The organism is Hymenobacter nitidus (assembly GCF_020447315.1).
Taxonomy (GTDB): Bacteria; Bacteroidota; Bacteroidia; order Cytophagales; family Hymenobacteraceae; genus Hymenobacter; species Hymenobacter nitidus.
The window spans coordinates 104,748-126,253 of record NZ_JAJADQ010000004.1 but is presented as its reverse complement, the minus strand read 5'-3'; the positions used below and the strand labels follow the sequence as shown (position 1 = coordinate 126,253).

Annotated in this window: 22 protein-coding genes; 16 read left to right on the top strand and 6 right to left on the bottom strand. The window is 60.4% G+C overall.

Features of this window, described 5'->3' with window-relative positions:
* The first annotated feature begins 245 nt into the window (after positions 1-245).
* The 5 genes from LGH70_RS08915 to LGH70_RS08895 all read left to right on the top strand — a co-directional run bounded on the left by LGH70_RS08915 (position 246) and on the right by LGH70_RS08895 (position 6,119).
* Positions 246-1,907, top strand: a complete 1,662-nt coding sequence (locus tag LGH70_RS08915; protein WP_226184886.1) for a S8 family peptidase — start codon at positions 246-248, stop codon at positions 1,905-1,907.
* Between the two features lie 219 nt (positions 1,908-2,126).
* Positions 2,127-3,074, top strand: coding sequence for a YitT family protein (locus LGH70_RS08910; protein ID WP_226184885.1), 948 nt, complete (start codon positions 2,127-2,129; stop codon positions 3,072-3,074).
* 343 nt (positions 3,075-3,417) lie between these two features.
* Positions 3,418-4,233, top strand: a complete 816-nt coding sequence (locus LGH70_RS08905) for an MOSC domain-containing protein (protein WP_226184884.1) — start codon at positions 3,418-3,420, stop codon at positions 4,231-4,233.
* 276 nt (positions 4,234-4,509) lie between these two features.
* Positions 4,510-5,319: a DUF547 domain-containing protein gene (locus LGH70_RS08900; protein ID WP_226184883.1), complete on the top strand. Its 810-nt coding sequence runs from the start codon at positions 4,510-4,512 to the stop codon at positions 5,317-5,319.
* A gap of 128 nt (positions 5,320-5,447) precedes the next feature.
* Positions 5,448-6,119, top strand: a complete 672-nt coding sequence (locus LGH70_RS08895; RefSeq protein ID WP_226184882.1) for a DUF2461 domain-containing protein — start codon at positions 5,448-5,450, stop codon at positions 6,117-6,119.
* A gap of 71 nt (positions 6,120-6,190) precedes the next feature.
* On the opposite strand, the gene LGH70_RS08890 is transcribed toward LGH70_RS08895, so the two are convergent.
* On the bottom strand, positions 6,191-6,814 hold the full coding sequence (locus LGH70_RS08890) for a deoxynucleoside kinase (RefSeq protein WP_226184881.1): 624 nt from the start codon (positions 6,812-6,814) through the stop codon (positions 6,191-6,193).
* A 227-nt stretch (positions 6,815-7,041) separates the two neighbouring features.
* On the opposite strand from LGH70_RS08890, the gene LGH70_RS08885 reads away from it, so the two are divergent.
* On the top strand, positions 7,042-7,485 hold the full coding sequence (locus LGH70_RS08885; protein WP_226184880.1) for an STAS/SEC14 domain-containing protein: 444 nt from the start codon (positions 7,042-7,044) through the stop codon (positions 7,483-7,485).
* A gap of 61 nt (positions 7,486-7,546) precedes the next feature.
* Here the strand turns inward: LGH70_RS08885 and LGH70_RS08880 are convergent, their stop codons facing one another.
* On the bottom strand, positions 7,547-8,209 hold the full coding sequence (locus LGH70_RS08880; protein WP_226184879.1) for a DUF6565 domain-containing protein: 663 nt from the start codon (positions 8,207-8,209) through the stop codon (positions 7,547-7,549).
* A gap of 138 nt (positions 8,210-8,347) precedes the next feature.
* On the opposite strand from LGH70_RS08880, the gene LGH70_RS08875 reads away from it, so the two are divergent.
* The 3 genes from LGH70_RS08875 to LGH70_RS08865 are packed head-to-tail and all read left to right on the top strand — an operon-like array spanning position 8,348 to position 9,684.
* A complete protein-coding gene (locus LGH70_RS08875) occupies positions 8,348-8,866 on the top strand; it encodes a GNAT family N-acetyltransferase (protein WP_226184878.1) in 519 nt (172 codons plus the stop codon).
* Positions 8,867-8,901: 35 nt separating this feature from the next.
* Positions 8,902-9,405 (top strand): YybH family protein, encoded by a 504-nt coding sequence (locus LGH70_RS08870; protein WP_226184877.1) that lies wholly within the window; start codon positions 8,902-8,904, stop codon positions 9,403-9,405.
* A gap of 57 nt (positions 9,406-9,462) precedes the next feature.
* Positions 9,463-9,684, top strand: a complete 222-nt coding sequence (locus tag LGH70_RS08865; protein ID WP_226184876.1) for a CDGSH iron-sulfur domain-containing protein — start codon at positions 9,463-9,465, stop codon at positions 9,682-9,684.
* Between the two features lie 186 nt (positions 9,685-9,870).
* Here LGH70_RS08865 and LGH70_RS08860 read toward each other — a convergent pair whose 3' ends face one another.
* On the bottom strand, positions 9,871-10,131 hold the full coding sequence (locus LGH70_RS08860) for an acyl-CoA-binding protein (protein WP_226184875.1): 261 nt from the start codon (positions 10,129-10,131) through the stop codon (positions 9,871-9,873).
* Between the two features lie 144 nt (positions 10,132-10,275).
* Here LGH70_RS08860 and LGH70_RS08855 point away from each other — a divergent pair, with 144 nt between their 5' ends.
* Positions 10,276-11,574, top strand: a complete 1,299-nt coding sequence (locus LGH70_RS08855) for a metal-dependent hydrolase family protein (RefSeq protein WP_226184874.1) — start codon at positions 10,276-10,278, stop codon at positions 11,572-11,574.
* A gap of 214 nt (positions 11,575-11,788) precedes the next feature.
* Positions 11,789-12,298 (top strand): CinA family protein, encoded by a 510-nt coding sequence (locus LGH70_RS08850; protein WP_226184873.1) that lies wholly within the window; start codon positions 11,789-11,791, stop codon positions 12,296-12,298.
* On the opposite strand, the gene LGH70_RS08845 is transcribed toward LGH70_RS08850, so the two are convergent.
* Complete coding sequence (locus tag LGH70_RS08845; RefSeq protein WP_226184872.1) at positions 12,295-13,332, bottom strand: hypothetical protein; 1,038 nt, start codon at positions 13,330-13,332, stop codon at positions 12,295-12,297. The two genes, LGH70_RS08850 and LGH70_RS08845, sit on opposite strands and share 4 nt — an antisense overlap.
* Before the next feature lie 199 nt (positions 13,333-13,531).
* Here LGH70_RS08845 and LGH70_RS08840 point away from each other — a divergent pair, with 199 nt between their 5' ends.
* From LGH70_RS08840 to LGH70_RS08830, 3 genes are all read left to right on the top strand, one after another.
* A complete protein-coding gene (locus LGH70_RS08840; RefSeq protein ID WP_226184871.1) occupies positions 13,532-14,734 on the top strand; it encodes a zinc dependent phospholipase C family protein in 1,203 nt (400 codons plus the stop codon).
* Between the two features lie 163 nt (positions 14,735-14,897).
* On the top strand, positions 14,898-15,788 hold the full coding sequence (locus LGH70_RS08835; RefSeq protein WP_226184870.1) for a manganese catalase family protein: 891 nt from the start codon (positions 14,898-14,900) through the stop codon (positions 15,786-15,788).
* A 119-nt stretch (positions 15,789-15,907) separates the two neighbouring features.
* Positions 15,908-16,672: a peptidylprolyl isomerase gene (locus LGH70_RS08830; RefSeq protein WP_226184869.1), complete on the top strand. Its 765-nt coding sequence runs from the start codon at positions 15,908-15,910 to the stop codon at positions 16,670-16,672.
* Between the two features lie 10 nt (positions 16,673-16,682).
* On the opposite strand, the gene LGH70_RS08825 is transcribed toward LGH70_RS08830, so the two are convergent.
* A complete protein-coding gene (locus LGH70_RS08825; RefSeq protein ID WP_226184868.1) occupies positions 16,683-17,105 on the bottom strand; it encodes a hypothetical protein in 423 nt (140 codons plus the stop codon).
* A gap of 119 nt (positions 17,106-17,224) precedes the next feature.
* Entirely contained in the window at positions 17,225-19,327 is a 2,103-nt protein-coding gene (locus LGH70_RS08820; protein WP_226184867.1) for a M13 family metallopeptidase, read from the bottom strand.
* Between the two features lie 240 nt (positions 19,328-19,567).
* On the opposite strand from LGH70_RS08820, the gene xseA reads away from it, so the two are divergent.
* Positions 19,568-21,106: an exodeoxyribonuclease VII large subunit gene (gene xseA, locus LGH70_RS08815; protein ID WP_226184866.1), complete on the top strand. Its 1,539-nt coding sequence runs from the start codon at positions 19,568-19,570 to the stop codon at positions 21,104-21,106.
* The gene (xseB, locus tag LGH70_RS08810) at positions 21,103-21,408 is read left to right on the top strand and encodes an exodeoxyribonuclease VII small subunit (RefSeq protein ID WP_226184865.1); all 306 of its coding nucleotides are present in this window, start codon (positions 21,103-21,105) and stop codon (positions 21,406-21,408) included. Before xseA ends, xseB begins: the two co-directional genes overlap by 4 nt.
* Positions 21,409-21,506: the final 98 nt, after the last annotated feature.

The following is a 21,506-nucleotide window of genomic DNA, read 5'->3' as shown; positions in this document are numbered from 1 at the left end:
ACGACTGGTTCTTGCGTGCTAAGATTCTTTGTCACCGCTTCATGCGCGGAATGCTCAGGATGACAGCCGACTTTGAATAAGTGCGCCTTATCTACTCCTGCAATTCCCATACTATCTGCCCCGCCGGGAACATATAGCCGTACGAGTATGGTTTGGAGCTGAAAACCAGCTGACGCGGCAACGGTTCAAGCGAATTAGCGTCAGTGGTCTATCTTTCCCGCATCTTCTCCCCGACTTATTGCCGCATGAGCGCATTTCCGCATTCCTTCCTGACTTCCCTGGGCCTGGCGCTGCTGGTGCCGGCTGTTTCCCTGGCGCAAAGCGTTTCCACGCCGACTCCGGCCCCCGCCGCCCCCGTGCAGCAATGGACCCACCTCGACCCGACGAAGGATAAAGTAATGGGCATCAGCACCCAGCGCACCTACGAGGAGCTGCTGAAAGCCCGCACCGCCTCGCCCGTGGTAGTGGCCGTCATTGACGCCGGCATCGACACCACGCACGAGGATCTGAAGCGCGTGCTCTGGAAAAACCCCAAGGAAATCGTCGGCAACGGCATCGACGACGACAAGAACGGCTACGTGGACGACATCCACGGCTGGAACTTCCTGGGCGGCAAAGACGGGCGCAACGTGGACGTGGACCTCTACGAGGAAACCCGCCTGGTAGCCCGCCTCAAGCCGCTGTATGAGGGCAAAGTGCGCACGGCGGTGCCCGCCGCCAAGCGCGCCGAGTACGACCTCTACCAGAAGGTGAAAAAGGACTATGCCGAGAAGGTGAAGGAGGAAAAGCAGCAGTTGGAAGAGTATAAGCCCCTGGGTGAAAACCTGGCCAACATCAACGAGCAGCTCAAAGCCGTTCTGGGCGTGACGCGCGTGGATACGGCCGTATTGCGCCGCCCCCCGGTGAAAAATCCTGACGCCCGCCTGATTGGCCTGACCACCCAGCTCTACGAAAGCCTCAAATCGTCGGGTCTGCCGGATATGGACGCCGTGGTCAAGCAGATTCAGGAAGCCACTACCGAGACCCAGAAGCACCTCGACTACTCCCTGAACCTGGACTACAAGCCCCGCGCCATCGTCGGCGACGATGAGAACAACACCAAGGACCGTAACTACGGCAACGCCGACATCACCGGCCCCGACGCCCTGCACGGCACCCACGTAGCGGGTATCATTGCCGCCGACCGCGAAAACAACCTCGGTATTCAGGGCGTGGCTGGCGCTTCGGTGCGCATCATGGGCGTGCGGGCCGTGCCCAACGGCGACGAGCACGACAAGGACGTGGCCAACGCCATCCGCTACGCCGTGGACAACGGAGCCAGCATCATCAACATGAGCTTTGGCAAGTACTACTCGCCCCACCGCGCCGCCGTGGATGCCGCTATTCGCTACGCCGAGTCGAAGGGCGTGCTGCTGGTACACGCCGCCGGCAACGAGTCGAAGAACATCGATGCCATTGTGCACTACCCCGCTCCCACACCAGTTTCGGGCGCGGCTTATTCCAACTTCATTACCATCGGCGCCTCGGGCAGCACCAACGATGCGCAGCTGACGGCCAACTTCTCCAACTACGGCAAGAAGGTCGATGTATTCGCGCCCGGCGTGGGCATCTATTCCACCATGCCCGGCAGCAAATACGGCAACGAAAGCGGCACCAGCATGGCCGCCCCTACGGTAGCGGGCGTAGCCGCCGTGCTCAAGTCCTATTTTCCCCAGCTCACCGCCGCCGATTTGAAGCGCATTATTATGCAGTCGGCTGCGCCGGTGCACACCAAGGTGCCCCAGCCCGGCGACACCAAAACAGTGGACTTCACCCAGCTTTCGACTACCGGCGGCGTAGTGAATCTGTACAAAGCCGTGCAGCTGGCTACCCAGCAAACCCAGAAAGGCGCCAGCTCGGGCCAGTAGCAGCAAAGCAGATAAGCCTAAAAAGGAGGCAACGGCGTAGGTCGTTGCCTCCTTTTTTTTGTTCTGCATAGGCTGTCCACAGCGTTTGAAACTGGTAAAAAAGGTATTGCCACCTCCCTCCCAGTGCTGTTCTGGCCGGCTCGCACTAACGCAAGCTGACAGCGGCGCGTACTAGGCAGCAACCTTAGCTGCTCCTCTATGCTTATTCCCCAGCTTCTTATGCTCGACAAGCTTCGCCGGCAGCCGCGCTCCGAGCCACCGCGGCGCCGACGGCGGCCCCCGCGGGCCCTGGCGGCGCTGCGCAACCGGCGCTGGTGGCGGCGGCAGCTTACCAACGTGGCGTTTCTGGTGGCCGGCATCTTTTCGGCCGGACTGGGTCTGAAGGGGTTCCTGTTGCCCAACGGCTTCATCGACGGCGGGGTAACGGGCATTTCCCTGCTGCTGGCCCGGGTGTTTGGCCTGCCCCTGCCGCTGCTCATTGTCCTGATCAACGTTCCCTTCGTCGTGCTGGGCTACTTCCAGATCGACCGGCTCTTCGCCTTCAAGACGCTGCTCTCCATCCTGGGGCTGGCCGGGGTGCTGGTCGTCGTCAGCTTCCCTATTCTCACCCAGGACAAGCTCCTGATTTCGGTGTTCGGGGGCTTTTTTCTCGGGGCAGGTATCGGGCTGGCCATGCGGGGCGGCGGCGTGCTCGACGGCACCGAGATTCTGGCCGTGTTTCTGAGCAAGAAAACCAGCCTGACCATCGGCGATATTATTCTGGGGCTCAACATCCTGATTTTCGCCGTGGCGGCGGCGGTGCTGTCGTTTGAAACGGCCCTGTATTCTATCTTGGCCTACTTATCGGCGTCCAAAACCATCGACTTCATCATCGACGGCATCGAGGAATATACCGGTGTCACCATCGTGTCGGGCCGCAGCGACGCCATCCGGCGCATGATTACCGAAAAGCTGGGCCGGGGCGCAACCGTCTACAGCGGCAAGCGTGGCTACGGAGTGCGCGGCGAGGCACCGCAGGCCGTCGACATCGTGTTTACCGTCATTACCCGCCTGGAGCTGGGCCGCCTCACCGACGAAGTGGAAAAGATTGACCGCAGCGCCTTTCTGGTGATGCACAGCGTGAAAGAAACCAAAGGCGGCGTCATCAAAAAACGTCCTCTGCACTAGAACAGGCGCGGACAATGTGCGAATGTGGTTGAATATGCTGATGTGTTAATACTCTGTCATTGCGAGGCACGAAGCACGGCAATCCGTCTTCTGCTCGTGACAACCGTTCCTTCACTGAAAAGCCCTTTATCGACGGTTCGACAAAGGGCTTTTCAGTGAAGGAAGCTTTCTGCATTTCAGCGGACGGAGTAGCTGCGCCGTCCTGCGGATGCCACGGCTACGCCTCGCAAGGACACGATTTCTGCATTCCTAACATTTCTCATATTCGGCACATCCAACCACATTTCTCCCATTTAACCACATTCCCCACATTCCTCCCATTTCCCCATCTTACCTTTGGGGCATGGCCACACCCCTTGTCCTTTCCGACCTCTATATCTATCCCGTCAAGTCGCTGGGCGGAATCCGTGTTACCGAAGCCGTAGTAGAGCCCCGCGGCCTGCGCCACGACCGCCGCTGGCTTATTGTGGATGAGCGCAACCAGTTCATGACCCAGCGCCAGACCGCGGAAATGGCCTTGCTCAACGTGTTGCCGGCTTACAACGGCTTTCTGCTCGTGCATACGGCCCGGCCCGAATTGTTGCCGCTCTATATTCCCTTCGAGGCCACGCCCGAGCGCACCCTGTTCGTCACCATCTGGGATGATATGGTGTTTGCCTGGCGCGGCACGCCCGAGGCCGACTCCTGGCTGAGCGAGGCCCTGGGCCGCGTCTGCAAGCTGGTGTACATGTCGGATATGGTGATGCGCGGCACCGATGGCGGCGAAGTGGCCGGCTACGTGAGCTTCGCCGATGCCTACCCCTACCTGCTCATCGGGCAGTCGTCACTGGCTGATCTGAATTCCCGCCTGGCCCAGCCTGTGCCCATGGACCGGTTTCGGCCCAGCCTGGTATTTACGGGTGGGCAGGCCTACGAGGAAGACACCTGGCGCGACTTTGTAATCGGCGACGTGACATTTCAGGGTGTGCGCCCCTGCGGCCGCTGCGTGGTCACGACCATCGACCAGAAGACCGCCCAGAAAAGCGCCGAGCCGCTCCGCACGATGGCCACCTACCGCACCCAGAACAACAAAGTCATGTTCGGGCAAAACGTAACCAGTCCGGCCCGGGGTACGCTGCGCGTTGGCGACGTGGTGGCGGTGCAGAGTTATTTGAGCTGAAGGCTGGCTTTTTTTCGCGGAAAATCCATTTAGCAAAACTCTCCAGGTCGTTTCACCTTCCCGATCCAAGCTGTATAGTATCAAAAAGTTAGCGTGGACTTTGCTGATTATGCAAATTCCTATTAGCTTTGAAAATCAATTAAAACCTTAAATAATTCAACTGCCAGATATTGCAGTTGTCTTCGCTGGAAACAGTTTTGGTTCGATTGCTGCTTGGCAGCCCAGCTGCCGCTTTTTTCGCCCGCCTGCCCTCCTACTTTGACACCCGATTTGCGCATGAAGAACTCCTCTGCTTTACCCTGGCTGCTGGCGCTCCTGCTGTGGGTTGCCGCCAGCCGGCCCGCCCTGGCCCGCCCCGCAGAGGATACCAAGGCCCCCAACCTGCTGCACAGCACCTGGACCGACCTGCTGCGCAAGCACGTCACGCACGAGGGCTTGGTGGATTACGAAGGCTTTATCGAGGATGAAGACCAACTCGACGCCTACCTGCAAAACCTGCGCAAGACGCCCCCAACCACGGCCTGGGCTAAGCCCGACGCGGAAGCCTACTGGCTGAACCTCTACAACGCCGCCACGATTTACACGGTACTTCAATACTACCCCGTGGCCAGCATGAACGAAATCCGGGTCAAGGTGCTCAAGGGCTACAAGTCGGCCTGGGAAGACAACTGGATTAACGTGGGCGGCAAGCTTTATTCGCTCAATACCATCGAAAAGGAAGTGCTGCGGCCCCAGTTTCAGGACCCGCGCGTGCATTTTGCCCTCGTGTGTGCCGCCACTTCTTCGCCGCCCCTGCTGAACGAAGCCTACGACGGAGCCCGCCTCAACCAGCAGCTCGATGCCCAGGCCCGCCTGTTTCTGGCTCATAGCACGCTCAACCAGCTTACGCCCACCAAAGTACGCCTTTCCAGCCTGTTCGACTGGTACGCCGCCGAGTTTGGCGAAGGCGAGAAGCTCATTGCTTTCCTGAACCGCTACTCCACGGCCAAGATTGAACCCAAAGCTACCGTCGAATTCCTGTCCTTCAACTGGGCCCTGAACTACGGCAAGCACTCGGCCGACACTCAAGCCCTGCGCCAGCGCTAAGCCGCCTTTTTGGCTACTAAGAGTTCTTGCAGCTCCGGACCCCGGGTGGGAATCCGGAGCTGTTGCTTTTTGCTGTTTTTTGCGGGTTCAGGCAGCTTTTTTTCGCTTTTTAGTGTTAGCCCTGTCCTATGGATCGACAATTTCTTCTGACGTTTCTGCGCGACCTGGCGGCCAACAACCACAAGATCTGGATGGACGCCAACCGCGCCGACTACCACCGGGCCCGGGCCATTTACACCGAATTCACCGCCGATCTGCTGGAGCGTAGTCAGCGTTTCGAGCCGCGCCTGGCCGGCCTGAGCCCTTCGGATGTGATGTTCCGCATCAACAAAAACGATCGGTTTCAGCAAAGCGACGAGCCCTACAAGCGCCACATGGGTGCGGGGCTGAAGCCCGGCGGCCGGCATAGCCCGTGGGCCGGCTACTTCGTGGCCATCGAGCCGGGTGGCGAAACCTACGTGGGGGCCGGCCGCTGGATGCCCGAGCCCGCGCAGCTGGCCCGCATCCGCCAGGAAATTCACTATTCCCCCGAAACCTTCCACGCCCTGCGCCAGGATGCTGCGCTGCTGCGCGAGTTTCCCCAGGGCCTCGACATGAGCCAGAGCCTGCGCACGGCCCCGAAAGGCTACGACCGCGCCGACCCCGAAATCGAGTGGCTGCGGCTGAAAAGCTTTTTTGTGTGGCGCTCCTTCTCTGATAAGGAAGTGCTCCGTGCCGACTTCCCCGACCGTGTGCTTGCGGCCTGGCAGGCGGCCCAGCCCTGGGTACATTTCCTGAACGAAGCCATGACCGAAGGCTAAAACCGATTGGCGGCTAACAACAAAAAAGGCTCGTTGAATTATCAACGAGCCTTTTTTGGCTTTGCGGCTGCTTAAAATAGGCCGAACAGCGTGCTGTTAATCTTGTCGATAATAACGCCCAGATCTTCGGGGTTATTCACATAGTCAAGGTTGTTCACGTCTACAATCAGCAGCTTGCCATACTTGTAGTTGCTGATCCACCGCTCGTAGTGCTCATTGAGGTTTTTGAGGTACTCAATCTTGATGTTGTTCTCGTAGTCGCGGTTGCGCTTCTCGATCTGCTGAATCAGCTTGGGCAAATCGGCGCGCAGGTAAAGCAGCAAATCGGGCGCATCCACCATGCTGATCATCGACTCGAATAGGGCCAGGTAGTTCTGGTGGTCCCGCTCACTCATCAGGCCCGACTCGTGCAGGTTGGCCGCGAAGATGTGGGCGTCCTCGTAGATGGTGCGGTCCTGAATCACGCCTTTGCTGGCGCTCTGCAGCTTTTTGATGTGCTGAGTCTGGCGGAAGCGACTGTTCAGAAAGTACACCTGCAGGTGAAATGCCCAGCGCGGCATGTCGTCGTAGAAATCCTTCAGGTAGGGATTGTGGTCCACGTCTTCCAGGAATACCTCCCAGTTGAAATGGTGCGCTAGTTTATTAGCCAGCGTTGTCTTGCCGGCTCCAATGTTGCCGACGATTGCAATGTGCATGAGCGGGGTGCGGGTAGCGAAACGAAAAAAGAGCTTACAAAAGTAGCGGAAAGCAACCAACCCCGCGCATATAAACGGCCGAGCCGCTGATATTGTCCGTGCCAGGTAAAATTCGTATCTTAATAACCTAATGCTTTCCGTCAGAGGTGTTTCTCGGGCGGCTATGCACCTGGTTTTCGCCCTTTCCTGCTCTGCTTTCTGCTCTCCCGCCCTGCTATCTTCTGCTTATGGCACCCTTATCCACAGTATATACTGACTTAGGCACGGTGCTCGACTCCCACGGCCAGCCAATTGCCTCCTTCCGGCTGTATCCCGAACAGCAGCTGCTCTACATCCGCTGGACGGGTAACCTGACCGGGCCCGAGGTGATTGAAGTAGCCACGGCCGCCGGCCCGATTCAGCAGCAATACCACTGCCCGCTACTGCTCAACGACAAAACCGACTCGACGGGCGAATGGTCGGAGGCCTTGCCCTGGCTGGAGTATGAGTGGTTGCCCCAAGCTATGAAAGGCGGTTTGCGGGCCTTTGCCTACGTTTTCTCGCCCGATATGCAGAACCAGGGCATCAGTATGGAATTTGCCGAACACGTCGGCAAGCACCTGCCCATCCAGCTGTTCTACGACGTGGACGCGGCCTGGGAATGGCTGCGCCGGCAGCGGGTAGCCGCCTAATAGCCACAAAAAAAGACCTCCGCAGGGAGGCCTTTTTGCAGTAGAGAATCAGAGCCAGCGGCTACTCTTTCATAATATCTTTTACGTCACGGGCTTTTTCCAGGGTGCGGAACTCACCCTGCCAGGAGCGGATACGAATCCGTTCTTCCAGCGGCAGCTTCTCGCGCACCTGCTCGTAGCGCGTATTCAGGCGCTCGAGCACGGCGCCGGCGGCGCTCCAGTCCGCTTGGGTCCAGGTGCGGCGCTTCTCGCGGGTGGTTTCCAGCAGGTGCAGGTATAGCTCGGGTAATTCCTCGGGCCGGGCCTTGCTGATGGTTACGGTTTCGTTGAGCAGACGGCGCTGAGCGGCGCTGGCCGTTTCGGGCTGGCGGGCCGCGGCATCCAGGCTATCCTGCTTGGATTCCCAGCTTTGGTAGCGCCGCTTCTGGGTGCCGTATTCGCGCTTCGACTGGCTCGACAGACTGTCAACGGCTTTGTCGAGGCGGCGGCTCTGGCGCTCAAAGTCTTCCTTGATGCGGGGCAGTTCCCGGCGGACGCCGCCTTCGGCCCGGTCCAGCTTGTCGTTCACCCACTCGCTGAACACGTCCAAATCCCGCTCGATGGCCGAGGGCGTAGATGCGCTGGGCTGCTTGGCCGGGGTGGATTTTTGCTGGGCAGTGGCAGTCAGCGGGGAGGCGCTGAGGCCGGCGGCCACTAGGCAGATCGGAAGCAGGAATCGTTTCATAAGGCAGAAAGCAGGGCGAAAGTGTACGAACGACGGGGAAAGCAGCCGTCGTATGCCGCTTGGCAATTTCTGGCCCAAAACGAGTTTCGGCGCCGTCGAGGTTCGTTTTTTCGCTAAAAAATGCCGTTTTTGCACCATATGTCTGCTTCCTCGCCTCCTGCTATTACTATTCAGCCCGCCACGCTGGCCGATATTCCGACGATTATCCAGCTGGCCGAAGCCACCTGGGAACCCACCTACCGCTTCATCATCTCGAAGGATCAGATTGAGTACATGTACCGCGTGATTTACACGCCGACGTCCCTGCAGCGCCAGATCAGCGAGGAGGGCCATACCTTTCTGCTGTTGCAGGCCGATGGCCACCCGGCCGGCTACGCGTCCTTTTCGCGCCTGCCCGCCGGCGATGCGCTCTTCAAGCTCCACAAGATTTATATTCTGCCCTCTCACCAGGGGCAGGGCCTGGGCCACAACCTGCTGGAAGCCGTGGAAGACGCCACCCGCCAAATGGGCGGCAAAACCCTGGAGCTGAACGTGAACCGCCACAATCCCGCCATTTCCTTCTACGAGCGGCTGGGCTTCCAGCGCCACCGCGAAGAAGACATTGCCATCGGGCCCTATTGGATGAACGACTACGTAATGCGCAAAGAACTGGCGTAATTGCGCCGTCTTTCCCTTACCCTTTTTATTTCCCTATGAGCATTTCTACTTCTTTTCTGCTGCGCCGCCTGCCGGCCGTGGCGACGCTCGTCTTGCTCAGTCAGCTCGGCTTCGGCCAGATCGTCAAACAGAAGCACCTGGAGCTGATTAAGGCCCGGAGCGAAACCTGGAACAAGGCCTTCAACAGCCGCGACACCACCGCTTTTTATGGTCTGTTCAATCCGGGCATCACGGTAAGCACTGCTTCGGGCAGCCGCACCACCGAAGCAACCTCGCGCCAGTGGTTTCGCAGCCGGTTTCGGCAGCGCCCCGACGTGACGTGGATGAACCGCAGCACCAACGTGGAACTGAACGACCTAGGCCAGCTAGCCTACGAAACCGGCGAGTGGGCCGAAGCCTGGACCGACCCCCAGGACAAAAGCAAAAACCGCATCATTGGCAAGTACTGGCTGATGTGGAAGTTCGAAAACAACGCCTGGACCATCTTGTCGGCTACGTATACGCCATTGTCCTGCGCCACTAAAAACTGCCTGGACTAACCTGTTTTGGTTGGCTTACCCTGATATTTTCTTCACTTAGTGCCTTTTCCTTCTTTTATGGCTACCAAACTCACTGTCCTCAGCAACGGCTCCCTGCGCGTAGAGGGCGACTTCGAAATCGTGGATGCCCAGGGCCAGCCCTATGGCCTCGCTGGCCGCGAGCGGGTCAGCATCTGCCGCTGCGGTTTGTCCAAGAACAAGCCTTTCTGCGACGGTTCGCACAAAGGCCACTTCGAGCACAACGCCGAAGCTTTCGATTTGCCCGCGCCCAAGGTATAAGTATCAGGCGCAGTCGTTGCAACTCTGTTTGCTGAAATGCACGGAGTCTTCCTTCACTGAGAAGCCCTTTCCCACGCAAGTAGGAAAGGGCTTTCTGGTAAAAGAGCGTGTGCCACTGCGTAGAGGACGGATTGCCGCCGCTTAAGGCGCGGAATGTCCTGCCTCCTCGCAAGGACAGTATCGGGCTTAGGCGCCCTGAAACAGGGAGGTCACCAAGTCGACGTACTCCTGGCGGGCAGCATCTTTGCTTTTGCCGCTGAGGCTGGCCCAGGCGTCGTATTTGGCAATGCCTTTAAAATCGAATCCGCCGGGCCGGTCGCCGGTTACGTCGCCTTCGGAGGCTTGCTTGTAGAGGGCATAGAGTTGGAGCAGCACCATGTTATTGGGCTTGGTGGGTAGTTGCTGGGCGCGCTGAGCGGCGGCTTCAAATTCTTCGTGCGTAGCCATTGGAGCAGGAAAAGTGAAGAGAAGGATGGATAACGACCCCGCGACATCAGGGCCGGCATCAAGGTACGGATTCCGGCGGAGTTAGGCGGCATGCAGCGTTTTTCTATGTTGTACCTTCAAGCCCCACTCCTACTCATCTACTCTATGCTCCCACTTCGACGCGCGGCTCTGGCAACTCTGTTCTGCACTTTCCCGCTGGCCTCGGCTTTCGCCCAGAAAACCTACCTGCACTGCGGCCGCCTGCTGGATATGCGTTCCAGCAAAGCCCAGACCCAGACCGAAATGACCCTCGTGGTAGAGAAAGGCCGCGTGGTGGCCGTGCAAAGCGGCTACGCCACCGGCAGCAGCACCGACCAGGTCATCGACCTGAAAAACAAGACGGTGCTGCCCGGCCTGATTGACTGCCACGTGCATCTGGAGGGCGAAACCAGCAAAGACGGCTTCCTGAAAGAGCTGACCGAAAACCCCGCCGACGTGGCCTTTGGCTCCCTCGACCACGCCCGCAAAACCCTGCTTTCGGGCTTCACCACGGTGCGCGACCTGGGCGGCTCGGGCGTGAACGTAGCCCTGCGCAACGCCGTGAACCGCGGACAGGCCGTGGGGCCGCGCATTTTCACGGCGGGCCGGGCCATATCCGGCACTGGCGGCCACATGGACCCTACCAACGGCTACCGCCAGGACTTGATGGGCATGCCTGGCCCTTCCGACGGAGTGGCCAACGGGCCCGACCAGTGCCGACAGGCCGTGCGCGAGCAGTACAAGCGCGGCTCCGATCTGATTAAGATTGCCTCTACCGGCGGCGTGCTCAGCGTGGCCAAAGACGGCAGCAGCGCCCAGATGACGGAGGAGGAAATAAAAGCCATTGTGGAAACCGCCCGCGACCTGGGCCTGCAGGTGGCCTGCCACGCCCACGGCGCCGAGGGCATGAAACGCGCCATCCGGGGCGGCGTGACCAGCATCGAGCACGGCACCCTGATGGACGAGGAGACGATGAAGCTGATGAAGAAATTCGGGACCTGGTACGTGCCCACCATCACGGCGGGCAAGTCGGTGGCCGACTCGGCCAAGATTCCGAACTACTACCCGCCGCTGGTGACGCCCAAGGCCCTGAGCATTGGGCCCAAGCTGCAGACCACGTTTGGCAAAGCCTACAAGGCCGGGGTGAAAATTGCGTTTGGCACCGATGCTTCCGTATTTCGGCACGGGGTGAATGCCCTGGAGTTTCAGTACATGGTGGAGGCCGGTATGCCCGCTTATGAAGCGTTGCGGGCAGCCACAGTTTCGGCCGCTGAATTGCTGGGCCAGACTGATAACCTGGGCACTCTGGAAGCCGGCAAGCTGGCCGACGTAGTAGCAGTGGATGGCGACCCGACGCAGGATATCAAAGCCATGCAGCGGGTGCGCTTCGTGATGAAGCAGGGCGTGGTATACCGGCAGGAATAGCACCAGCACATATTGGCCAGACCAGCAAAAAAGCCAGCCCGCACAATCGGGCTGGCTTTTTCTGTGCGGGTTTCCAGGCCTGCTCGACGGATCAGCTTCAGGGAATAAGGGCGGAGCTACTGGCGTTTTGCCACCGTTGAGCTTCCTGAGCGGGCGGCAAACCTAGTGGCGAAAAGGCAGTATAGAGGCTCAAAACCCTCCTCAGTACCCTTTTATGAAACAGGCTGAAATTTCTGCTCTCGTCAAACGATTTATTCAGTACAAACTCACCCTGGCTTTTGCCGAAAGCTGCACCGCCGGCATGCTGCCTTCGGGCCTGATTGAGGCGCAGGGCGCCAGCAGCGTGCTGCTGGGCTCCATCGTTACCTACCACCCCACGGCCAAGCGCAAGCTCCTGGGCGTGAGTCAGCAAACCCTGGACATTTACACGGCTGAGTCGCAGCAGGTGACCAATGAGATGGTGATGGGCCTGCACAAGAAGCTGGGCGCCGACGTGTGCGTGGCCGTGACGGGCCTGTGCGCGGCCGGGGGCTCGGAAACGGAAGAAAAGCCCGCCGGCACGCTGTTTTTTACCTTTCTCTACCAGAACCGCGCCGAGGAGCACCGCCAGGAATTTGAGGGCAACTGCCAGAGCGTACGCCAGCAGGCCGTCGACTTCGTGTACCACAAGCTCAACGACCTACTTGACCGGTTTCCGCCCGACCAGGAAAAGATGACGGATTAGTCGGGGCGCGGGCGGGCCAGCAGCATCATTTTTAGGTTCTGGTGCACCACGTCGCCCATGTTGCGGCAACGGTCGAAGGCATCGGTGCCGTAGTGCTTGTTGAGTTCCTGCTTCAGCTGAGCCGTTTTTTCGGGGGTCGAGACGTCGTCGCGGCGCATCACGTCCATCAGATCTTTGAGGCGGTAGCGCTCCAGGCGCACGCGCCGGGCAATGAGGGTGCGCTCTTCGGCTTGATACTGCCGGATGGTTTCAGTGGTGAGTAGCTTGCCGCACATCTGCACTACCCGGCGGTTGTCCTTGAAAAACTGGGGCAGGTACATCGTTTTCTTGCCCTCGTAGCTTTGCTGGTCGAAGTCGATGGCGCGCACCCGGTACTGCTCGTCCTCGAAGTCGGGGGTGGCGATGATGACGTAGTTGTAGGCGCGCATATCGCCGAGCAGGCGGGCAAAGCAGCGCTCATTAAACTTGACGAACTCCTTAGCAATGCGCACCTGATTGAGGTGGGGCCGCTGCAGATGGTCACGGATGAAATCGTCGCCGGGAATGCCGGCTATGTGCTCCTCAATGAGCGAGTCGCCGCACACGAGGTAATTGATGCGGTTCGGCGACAACAGGTGCTCCAGCTCCAGGCCATACACGCGGGAGGCATCGGCCCGCTTCACGTAGAAATAGTCGTAGTTGTCGTTGAGTTGATTCACGATGCGCACCCGAAACGGGTTGCTGTTGCCGAACTGGCAGTAGTCGATACGGTCGGCCAGCAGGTGGTCGGTGAACGACAGGTCGCCGTCGGTGCGCAGCAGGGCGTACACCTTGGCCAGGTCAGCCGACAGCTCAATTAGGGTGCTGGGCTCGTAAAACACGGTTTGCCAGAGCGTGTCGCGCCCCTGGCGGTCCATCAGCGGAAACGAGCCGCTGTAGCGCAGCAGGTCGCGGTAGGTGACGGGCAGCTTAGTTTCCCGGTCGTACTCGTGCAGGTAGTCGCGCAGCTCGGGGCCGATGGCGTAGTTTATCTTCTTTTTTGAAATCAGAGTCATGGAGGCAGGCAGGATGGGCGGGAGGCGGGAGCTGGTTCTAACGGGGTGCAGGATACTCAGGATTGGGGAATATATTTTTCAGGACCGCTGTGCCCAACCGGCACCGCTAGAAGTAGCCGTCCGCAGAAAACTCCGCATACGTTTTTAATCCAAAATCCCGAACTTCGCGGAGCCTTAGTTATGGCCCTCATCATTTCGTATGAAAAAGCATTTACTTACCCTCGCCATCGTGCTGCTTTGCCCGTTTTTGTCGTCGGGCTGGGGCTTTCTGGCGCACCGGACCATCAACCAGGTAGCGGTGTATACCCTGCCCAAGGCCATGCAGGGATTTTACTATCGGCACATGCCCGAAATCGTGCGGCTCTCGACGGCTCCCGACCAGCGCCGCGACGATGACCCCAAGGAGGCGCCCAAGCACTACATCGACATGGACCACTACGGCGACGACCCGTTTGGGGCCATGCCCAAGCTCTGGGAAAAGGCCGTGGCCAAGTACTCGGCCGACACCTTGCGCAAGTACGGCACCGTGCCGTGGATTGTGATGGAAACCAAAGAGGCCCTGACCGAAGCCTTCCGGGCGCGCGACACGGCCGCCATCGTGCGCCTCTCGGCCGAGCTGGGCCACTACGTAGCCGATGCCTACGTGCCGCTGCATACCACCATTAACTACGACGGGCAGCTGACCAACCAGCAGGGCATGCACAGCCTCTGGGAATCGAAGCTGCCGGAGCGCCACCTGGCCGACTGGAAGCTGGACTCGGAAAAGGCCGAGTACCTGAAAGACCCGCTGCGCGACATCTGGACGGCCGTGCAGCAGTCCTACGGCTTCCTGGGCGACACCTTCGACAAGGAAGAAAAGGTGACGCGCGCCTTCACCAACGAAACCAAGTACACGTTTTCGCACAAGTATGGCAAGACCCGGCGGGCTTATTCCGACGCCTTTGCCGATGCCTACAACAAGGAAGTGGGCGCTCAGGTAGCCTACCGCCTCAAGCAGGCCCCCACGATGGTGGCCTCGATGTGGCTGACGGCGTGGCAGGATGCAGGCAAGCCCGATTTGGATGCGCTGATGGGCAAAAAGATTGGCAAGGAAGAAAAGGAGAAGCTGGCCCTGGAGCTGAAGGCCTGGGACAAGAACGAGCTAATTACCCAGGATTTGCTGCTGGCCACGCGCCCGGAGAAAGCCGTGGAAAAGGCCGACCAGATCAACTCCGCCAAGGACATGGCCCCTCCACCCGTGGAAACGCCGGCTGAAGCCGTGCCAGCCGTGCCCGCCCCGGCCACCACGGCGCCGGCAGCCCCGGAAAAAGTAAAAGTCAAGACCAAATCGGACGAAGGCAGCGCCAAGAAAAAGGAGAAGAAAAAGAAGGAGGACAAGCAGGAAAACGACGGCTGGAACTAGCCTGTTTTTCAGACACTTCTACCGTTGAGCTGCATAATATTGTAACAACGCGGGGTGTTGAAGGCCGTAGTCAGAAGCGGGGCCGGTGGGTCTGGGTGTGAAAACCCGACCTACCGGCCCCGCTTTTCTATTCACCTTAACACCTTATCCGATGATTTTACGCATGGATCGGCTGCCGATTGAGCTGCCAACGCCCAAAAACGCGTCTCCCAACGACGCCGCCGCTATTCAGGAGCTGCTCGGCGGCAAGTTTGGGGAGATGTCGACGCTGATGAACTACACGTTCCAGTCGTTCAACTTTCGGGGTCGGAAGCGGCTGCGTCCGTTCTACGATGTCATTGCCAGCATTGCCGGTGAGGAGTACGGACACATCGAAGTCGTATCGTATGCTATCAATCTGCTGCTGACGGGCCAGACCAAGCGTGGCCACGACCCAGAGCCCGCGCCGCTGGCCCCGGCCGCTGACGCGCGCATCTCTTATCATTTCAGCGCCAGCGCCCAGGCCGCGCTGCCCATTGACTCGCAGGGCAACTTCTGGAATGGCCAGAACGTGTTCAGCAGCGGCAACCTGAAGCTGGATTTGCTGCACAACTTCTTTCTGGAGTGCGGGGCGCGGGCCAATAAGATTCGCGCCTACGAAATGGTCAGTGACCCTTGCGCCCGCGAAATGGTGGGCTACCTGCTGGTTCGCGGCGGTTTGCACGTGGTGGCCTATGCCCGGGCCCTGGAACACCTGACCGGCGTGGAAGTCACCAAGCTGGTGCCGGTGCCCGAGCTGAGCAACAAAGCATTCAGGGAAACCCGCAAATACGAGGAAAACGGCCTGCACCGCAAGCTTTACACCTTCAGCCAGCACGACTACCAGAAGGCCGGCCTGATCTTCAATGGGCCCCACCCCGAGGATGGCAAGCCGCTGGAAGTTGTGTTTGGAGCCCCCGAAGGCTACCCCGTTCCCGACCTGGCCGAGGAGCCCCAGCTCAACTCACCCGGCGCCGACAACATTGATATGCAGATGTTTATCGATATGGCCAAGAAAATGGGCATTAAGTATTAGGGCCGCCGCGCGGCTTGTGCCCCGCGGGCTTTACTTTTGGGTTGCTGCCGTCGTAGAAGAAGGCAGCAACCCTTTTGTGTTTTGCGCCCTGGTCTTTTTCCCGCCCGATTTCTCTCGTTATGGCTTTATCCTGTCGGTCAGCGTTGATATTTATTAGCGGCGGTGCCGCCGTGCTGGCCCTGGGGCTCGGCAGCTGCAACCAGACGCCGCCACCGGCCGACGCTCCTGTAGCCAAAGCCCCGGCTCCCACCGCACCCGGCCCCGACCTGAGCACCCTTTCCGACAGCAACGTGGTAACGCTGCTGCCGCAGTATCTGCGGGAACACCCGGCCGCCGAGGTTATCGTGCACACGCGGCTGGGCGATATGCGGGTGAAGCTCTACGACGATACGCCCTTGCACAAGGCCAACTTTCTGCTGCTGGCGCGCAAAGGCGTGTTCGATGAAACCGTGTTTAACCGCGTCGTGAACGGGTTTGCCATTCAGGGCGGCCGCTCCGACCACCGCACCATCCCGCTGACGCGCTACCACCTGCCACCCGAAATTCGGCCGGCGCACTTCCACAAGCGGGGTGCTCTGGGCATGGCCCGCTACGACGACGACCAGAACCCCGGCAAACTGTCGTCGAACACCGATTTCTACTTTGTGCAGGGCGAGAAGCTCACCCCGTATCAGGCCCAAGCCATGGCCGGGCGCAAGCTGACCCCGGCGCAGGAAAAGGTGTATGCTACCGTGGGCGGTGTACCGTCCCTGGATGGCAAATACACGGTGTTTGGCGAGATAGTAGAAGGCCTGGAGGTTATCGACAAAATTGCCGCCGAGCCCGTCGACCCCTACAAATGGCCCAAAAAAGACGTCGATATTAAAATTGAGGTCGTGCAATAACCTTAGGGTACTACTGCTCCCGGCGCACCTGCACTAGCTGGGTTTTGAGCACGTCGCCGGCCTGGGGCTGGAGCAGCCCGGCCAGCTCGCCGCGACTATAGCCGATGGTATTGGCCGACGCCTGGAAGTCGGGCTGGGTGAGGTCGGCGGCAGCATCGGGGGCGGGCTTGCGGGCCGGGTGCAGATAGGCGCTGTCGGGCGTGACGCGAAACAGGTGGTAGAAGAAATACCGCGTGTCGGTGGTGCCCTGGGGCTGAAAGCGGATTACGTACACGTCGCCCACCTTGGGGTTGGCTACCAGCGCCTGCACGGGAGTGGGCGGCGGTGGCGGGGTGTCTTCGGCAGCGGCGGGGGCTTGGGTCGTCGTTGGCGAGTCGGAAGATTGGCAGGCGCTGCACAGCAGCAACGAGACCAGGAAAGCGGGGAGCACCATCTTTTGCATGCCGCAAGTTAAGGCCCCCCCCAGAAACCCGCTTGTCCCGGTCTGGCAAACGCAAAAAAGGCGGTTAGCATAGTGCCAACCGCCTTTTTCAGGAAAACTAAAAGGGCTGCTTACCAGATTTTAGCCCGCTGGTTGGCGGCGCGTACCATCTTAGCGTCATCCTTGCAGCCGAAGGCCTCAAAGAACTGGGGCATGTTCTGCAGGGGTCCGTTGGTGCGGTACTGGGCCGGGGAGTGCGGGTCGGTGAGGACCTGCTGACGGATGGCCTCGGGGCGCTGGTTGGTGCGCCAGATCTGGGCGTAGGCCAGGAAGAAGCGCTGCTCGGGCGTGAAGCCGTCAATCTTGGTTTTGGGCTTGCCGGCCATTGCTTTTTGCAGAGCCGTGTAGGCGATGTTCAATCCGCCCAGGTCCGCCAGGTTTTCGCCCATGGTCAGCTTGCCGTTCACGTGTACCGAATCCAGGGGCGTGAAGGCGTCGAACTGGGTGCCGACTATTGCCGCGCGCTGGTCAAACTTCTCGGCGTCTTCCTTGGTCCACCAGTCGCGCAGGTTGCCCTGGGAGTCGTACTGGCGGCCCTGGTCGTCGAAGCCGTGGGTGATTTCGTGGCCGATTACGGCCCCGATACCGCCGTAGTTTACCGCGTCATCGGCTTTGGGGTCGTAGAAGGGCGGCTGCAGAATACCGGCCGGAAACACGATTTCGTTCATCGGTGGGTTGTAGTAGGCATTCACCGTGGGCGGCGTCATGCCCCACTCGTTGCGGTCAATGGGTTTGCCCAGCTTGCTGTTGTCGAAGTTGGCGGCAAACATGCGCGAGGCCAGCACGTTCTGCACGTACGAGTCGCGCGAGATGTTCAGGGCCGAATAGTCCTTCCACTTATCGGGGTAGCCGATTTTGACGGTAAAGGCGTTGAGCTTTTTCAGGGCTTCGGCTTTGGTGGCGGCGCTCATCCAGTCGACTTGCTGGATGTGCTCGGCCATCGAGGCTTTAATGTTGTTGACCATTTCCATGGCCTTCTGCTTGGCTTCGGGCGTGAAGGCCTTATCCACGTACACCTGCCCGAACGCTTCGCCCAAGGCCAGGTCCGTGGCGCGCAGGGTGCGCTTCCAGCGAGGCTGCATTTTCTTGGCGCCAGTCAGCGTCTGGGTGTATTTGAAGCTCTCATCCACGTAGGCCTGGGGCAAGGCGGCCGCCACGGAGCTTACCAAGTGCCAGCGCAGGTAGGTTTTCCAGTCGCTCAGCGGCTCGGCCTTCAGCATGGCATTGGCTTCCTTCACGAAAGCGGGCTGCCCCACGATAACTGATTTGGCCGACGACAGATTCTGCTGGGCCAGCAAAGTCGGGAAGCCCACGTTGGGATACTGCTTCTGCAGCTCCGCCACGGTCATTTTGTTGTAGTTGGCGTACGGGTCGCGCAGGTCGACGCGGCTTTTGCTGGCCTTTGCCATCCGCGTTTCCAGGCGCATCACGGTTGCGGCATTCTTGGCCGCCACCGCCGGGGTTTCGCCCATCAGCTTGAACGTGTTGGTGATGTAGGTCACGTAGGCATTGCGAATGGCCTTGGAGCGCGCATCATCCTTTAGGTAGTAGTCCCGGTCGGGCATGCGCAGGCCGCCCTGATAGAGCAGCACGGCATACTGGGTGCTATTTTTCTCATCCTGCCCCACACCCATGTTGAACACCGAGCCGGTGCCAATCAGTTGCTGCCGGCCCAGCGAGGCCTGCAGCCCCTTCAGGTCCTTGATGGCAGCAATACGGTCCAGCTCGGGTTTCAGGGGCGTAATACCGGCTTTTTCGATGGCCATCGAGTCCATGGCGGCGGCGTAGAAGTCGCCCACCTTTTGCGCGTTCGTGCCTTTGGCAGCGCTGGTGTTAGCCGCAGCTTCCTCCAGAATCTGGCGCTGCACGGCGCTGTTCTTGTCGAACAGCTCATTGAAGCTGCCCCAGCTTACTTCGGAAGCCGGAATGGGGTTGTTTTTCAGCCAGTTGCCCGAGGCATACTGAAAGAAGTTGTCGCAGGGCGCTACCGTCTGGTCGATGTTGGCCACGTTCAGACCCACGCCGGGCACAATAGGGTCTTCGGTAGAGGTAGCCGTAGCGGCGGCCGGGGCAGTGGTGGTAGCGGCAGTCGGCGTGGTGCTGGCCGCGCAGCCAGCCAGGGCCAGCCCTGCGGCGGCCACGGCGGCCAGCGTCAGACTGTTTCGGTTTTTCATAGAAAGCAGGAAAAGGGTGAGGAAAAGGCGGATTGAGGCTAGAAAGGTAAAAGAAAAAGCGTAGGCCCGGCAAACAGCGGCCCACTGGCAACCCCAACCGACCCCATTTGACGAACCCCGCCAACATTGCCCCACTGGCGGGGTTGCATAGGCGGCAGCCAGGGCAAAGATGTGCTCTGGCGGGCAACCGTTGCCCCGGTTGTGCTGGTTGCCGTGCCCCGAATTTGTACCTTGCGCCCCATGCCACCCCTTTTCAATCGTCGTCCGGAACCTGGCCTGAGCGCCGCCCTGCCGCTGGTGCCCATGCCGCTGGCCGAGCTGCTGGTACGGGTGCGGCAAACCGTGGAAACGCGCTTTGCCGAGTCGTACTGGGTGGTGGCCGAAATTGCCGACCTCACCCTACCCCGCCACGACGGCGCCCACTGCTACCTCGTGCTCACCGACCAGCACGTGACCGGGCGCGGGGCCCAGCTCAAGGCCCAGGCGCGGGCTACTATCTGGAGCCAGCGGTATCAGCAGCTGGCCCCGGCCTTTCTGGAGCAAACCGGGCAGGAGCTGCGGCCGGGCCTGAAGGTGATGCTGCGCGTGCAGGTCAAGTTTCATGAGCAGTACGGCCTGAGCCTCGACGTGCTGATGCTGGACCCGAGCTACACCGTGGGCGACTTGGCCCGGCAGCGCCTCGAAACCGTGCGCAAGCTCGAAGCCAAAGGCCTGCTGGAGCGCCAGAAAAAGCTGGCCCTGGCACTGGGTCCGCAGCGGCTGGCCGTTATTTCGTCGCCCACGGCGGCGGGCTTCCAGGATTTTGTGCAGCAGCTGGGCGAGTCGCCCTACGACTTTGCCGTGACCCTGTTTGCGGCCACCATGCAGGGCACCGACTCACCGTCCAGCATTCTGGGCGCCTTGGATGCCATTCGGCGTCGCCGCTCAGCCTTCGATGCGGTGGTTATTATCCGGGGCGGGGGCGCCAAAACCGACCTGCTGGCCTTCGACGACTACGGCTTGGCGGCGGGCGTCGGCTCGTTTCCGCTGCCGGTACTCACGGGCATCGGACACGAGCGGGACGAGGCTGTGCTGGACCTGGCGGCCCATCTGGCCCTGAAGACGCCTACGGCCGTAGCCGCCTTTCTGGCCGAGCGCCTGGCCCGCCTCGATGCCGTTTTTTCGGGCTACGCCGACCGGATTCGGGAGGTGGCGGCCCGGCAGGTGGAAGATGCCGACGACCTTCTGACCCAGGCCGGGCGCTACGTGCACCGTGCCGCGCAGACGCAACTCAACGGCCACCGCGCCGACCTGTTTCAGCGCATCCGGGAAGCCGCAACGGTGCCACGCCAGCAGCTACAGCAGCAGCAGCGGCAGCTGAGCCGGCAGCGGCACGGCCTGCACCGGGCGGCGCGCCGGGCCTTGGGCCAGCAGCAGCAGCAGCTCCGCACCCTGGGCCGCACCCTGGCGCAGCGGTTCCGGCGCCTGCACCGGCGGCGGCGCGAGCAGCTGCTCCGGCGCCGCTACGAGCTGCAGCTGGCCGCCGAGCGGCTGCTACACCGTACCCAGCTCCGCCTGGCCCAGCTCAGCACGCCCCCGTTTCCGGATGCTACGGCCCTGGCCCGCCATGGCTACGTGCAGCTTATTACCGACCACCACCAGCCCGAAACCGCCCTGCAGCCCGGCGACGAAGTGCGCCTGCTGCTGCCCAGCCTTACGCTGGCCGCCCAGATTGTGGACCGCACGCCGCACCTGGCGCCTTCTCTTGTACCACCCGTTAGCTCCGCCCCTACCCCATGACCAACAATACCACCTACCGCCAAGCCATCGAAGAGCTGGAGACCATTCTGCGGGCCCTCGAAACCGATACCGTCGACGTGGACGACCTCACGGCCCGGGTGCAGCGCTCCGCCGAGCTGATCCGGCTGTGCAAGCAAAAGCTACGCAACGCAGAATCGGCCATTGAGCGAGTGTTCGAAAACCTGGAAGAAGAGGACGACTCGGCGCCCGACGAGGAAGATGAGTTACCGCCAACCCGGAGCACGGGGCCGGGCAAAAACGGCTCGGGCAGTGGCCGTATGCCAGGTCAGCTGCCGTTTTAGCCCGTCTTGGCAACCGGAGGAAAAGAAAATGACGGCTTGCATCCGATAGCCTTTGCCCTATATTTGAATGTTCTAGAGCAGAGTAAATTCGTTCAACA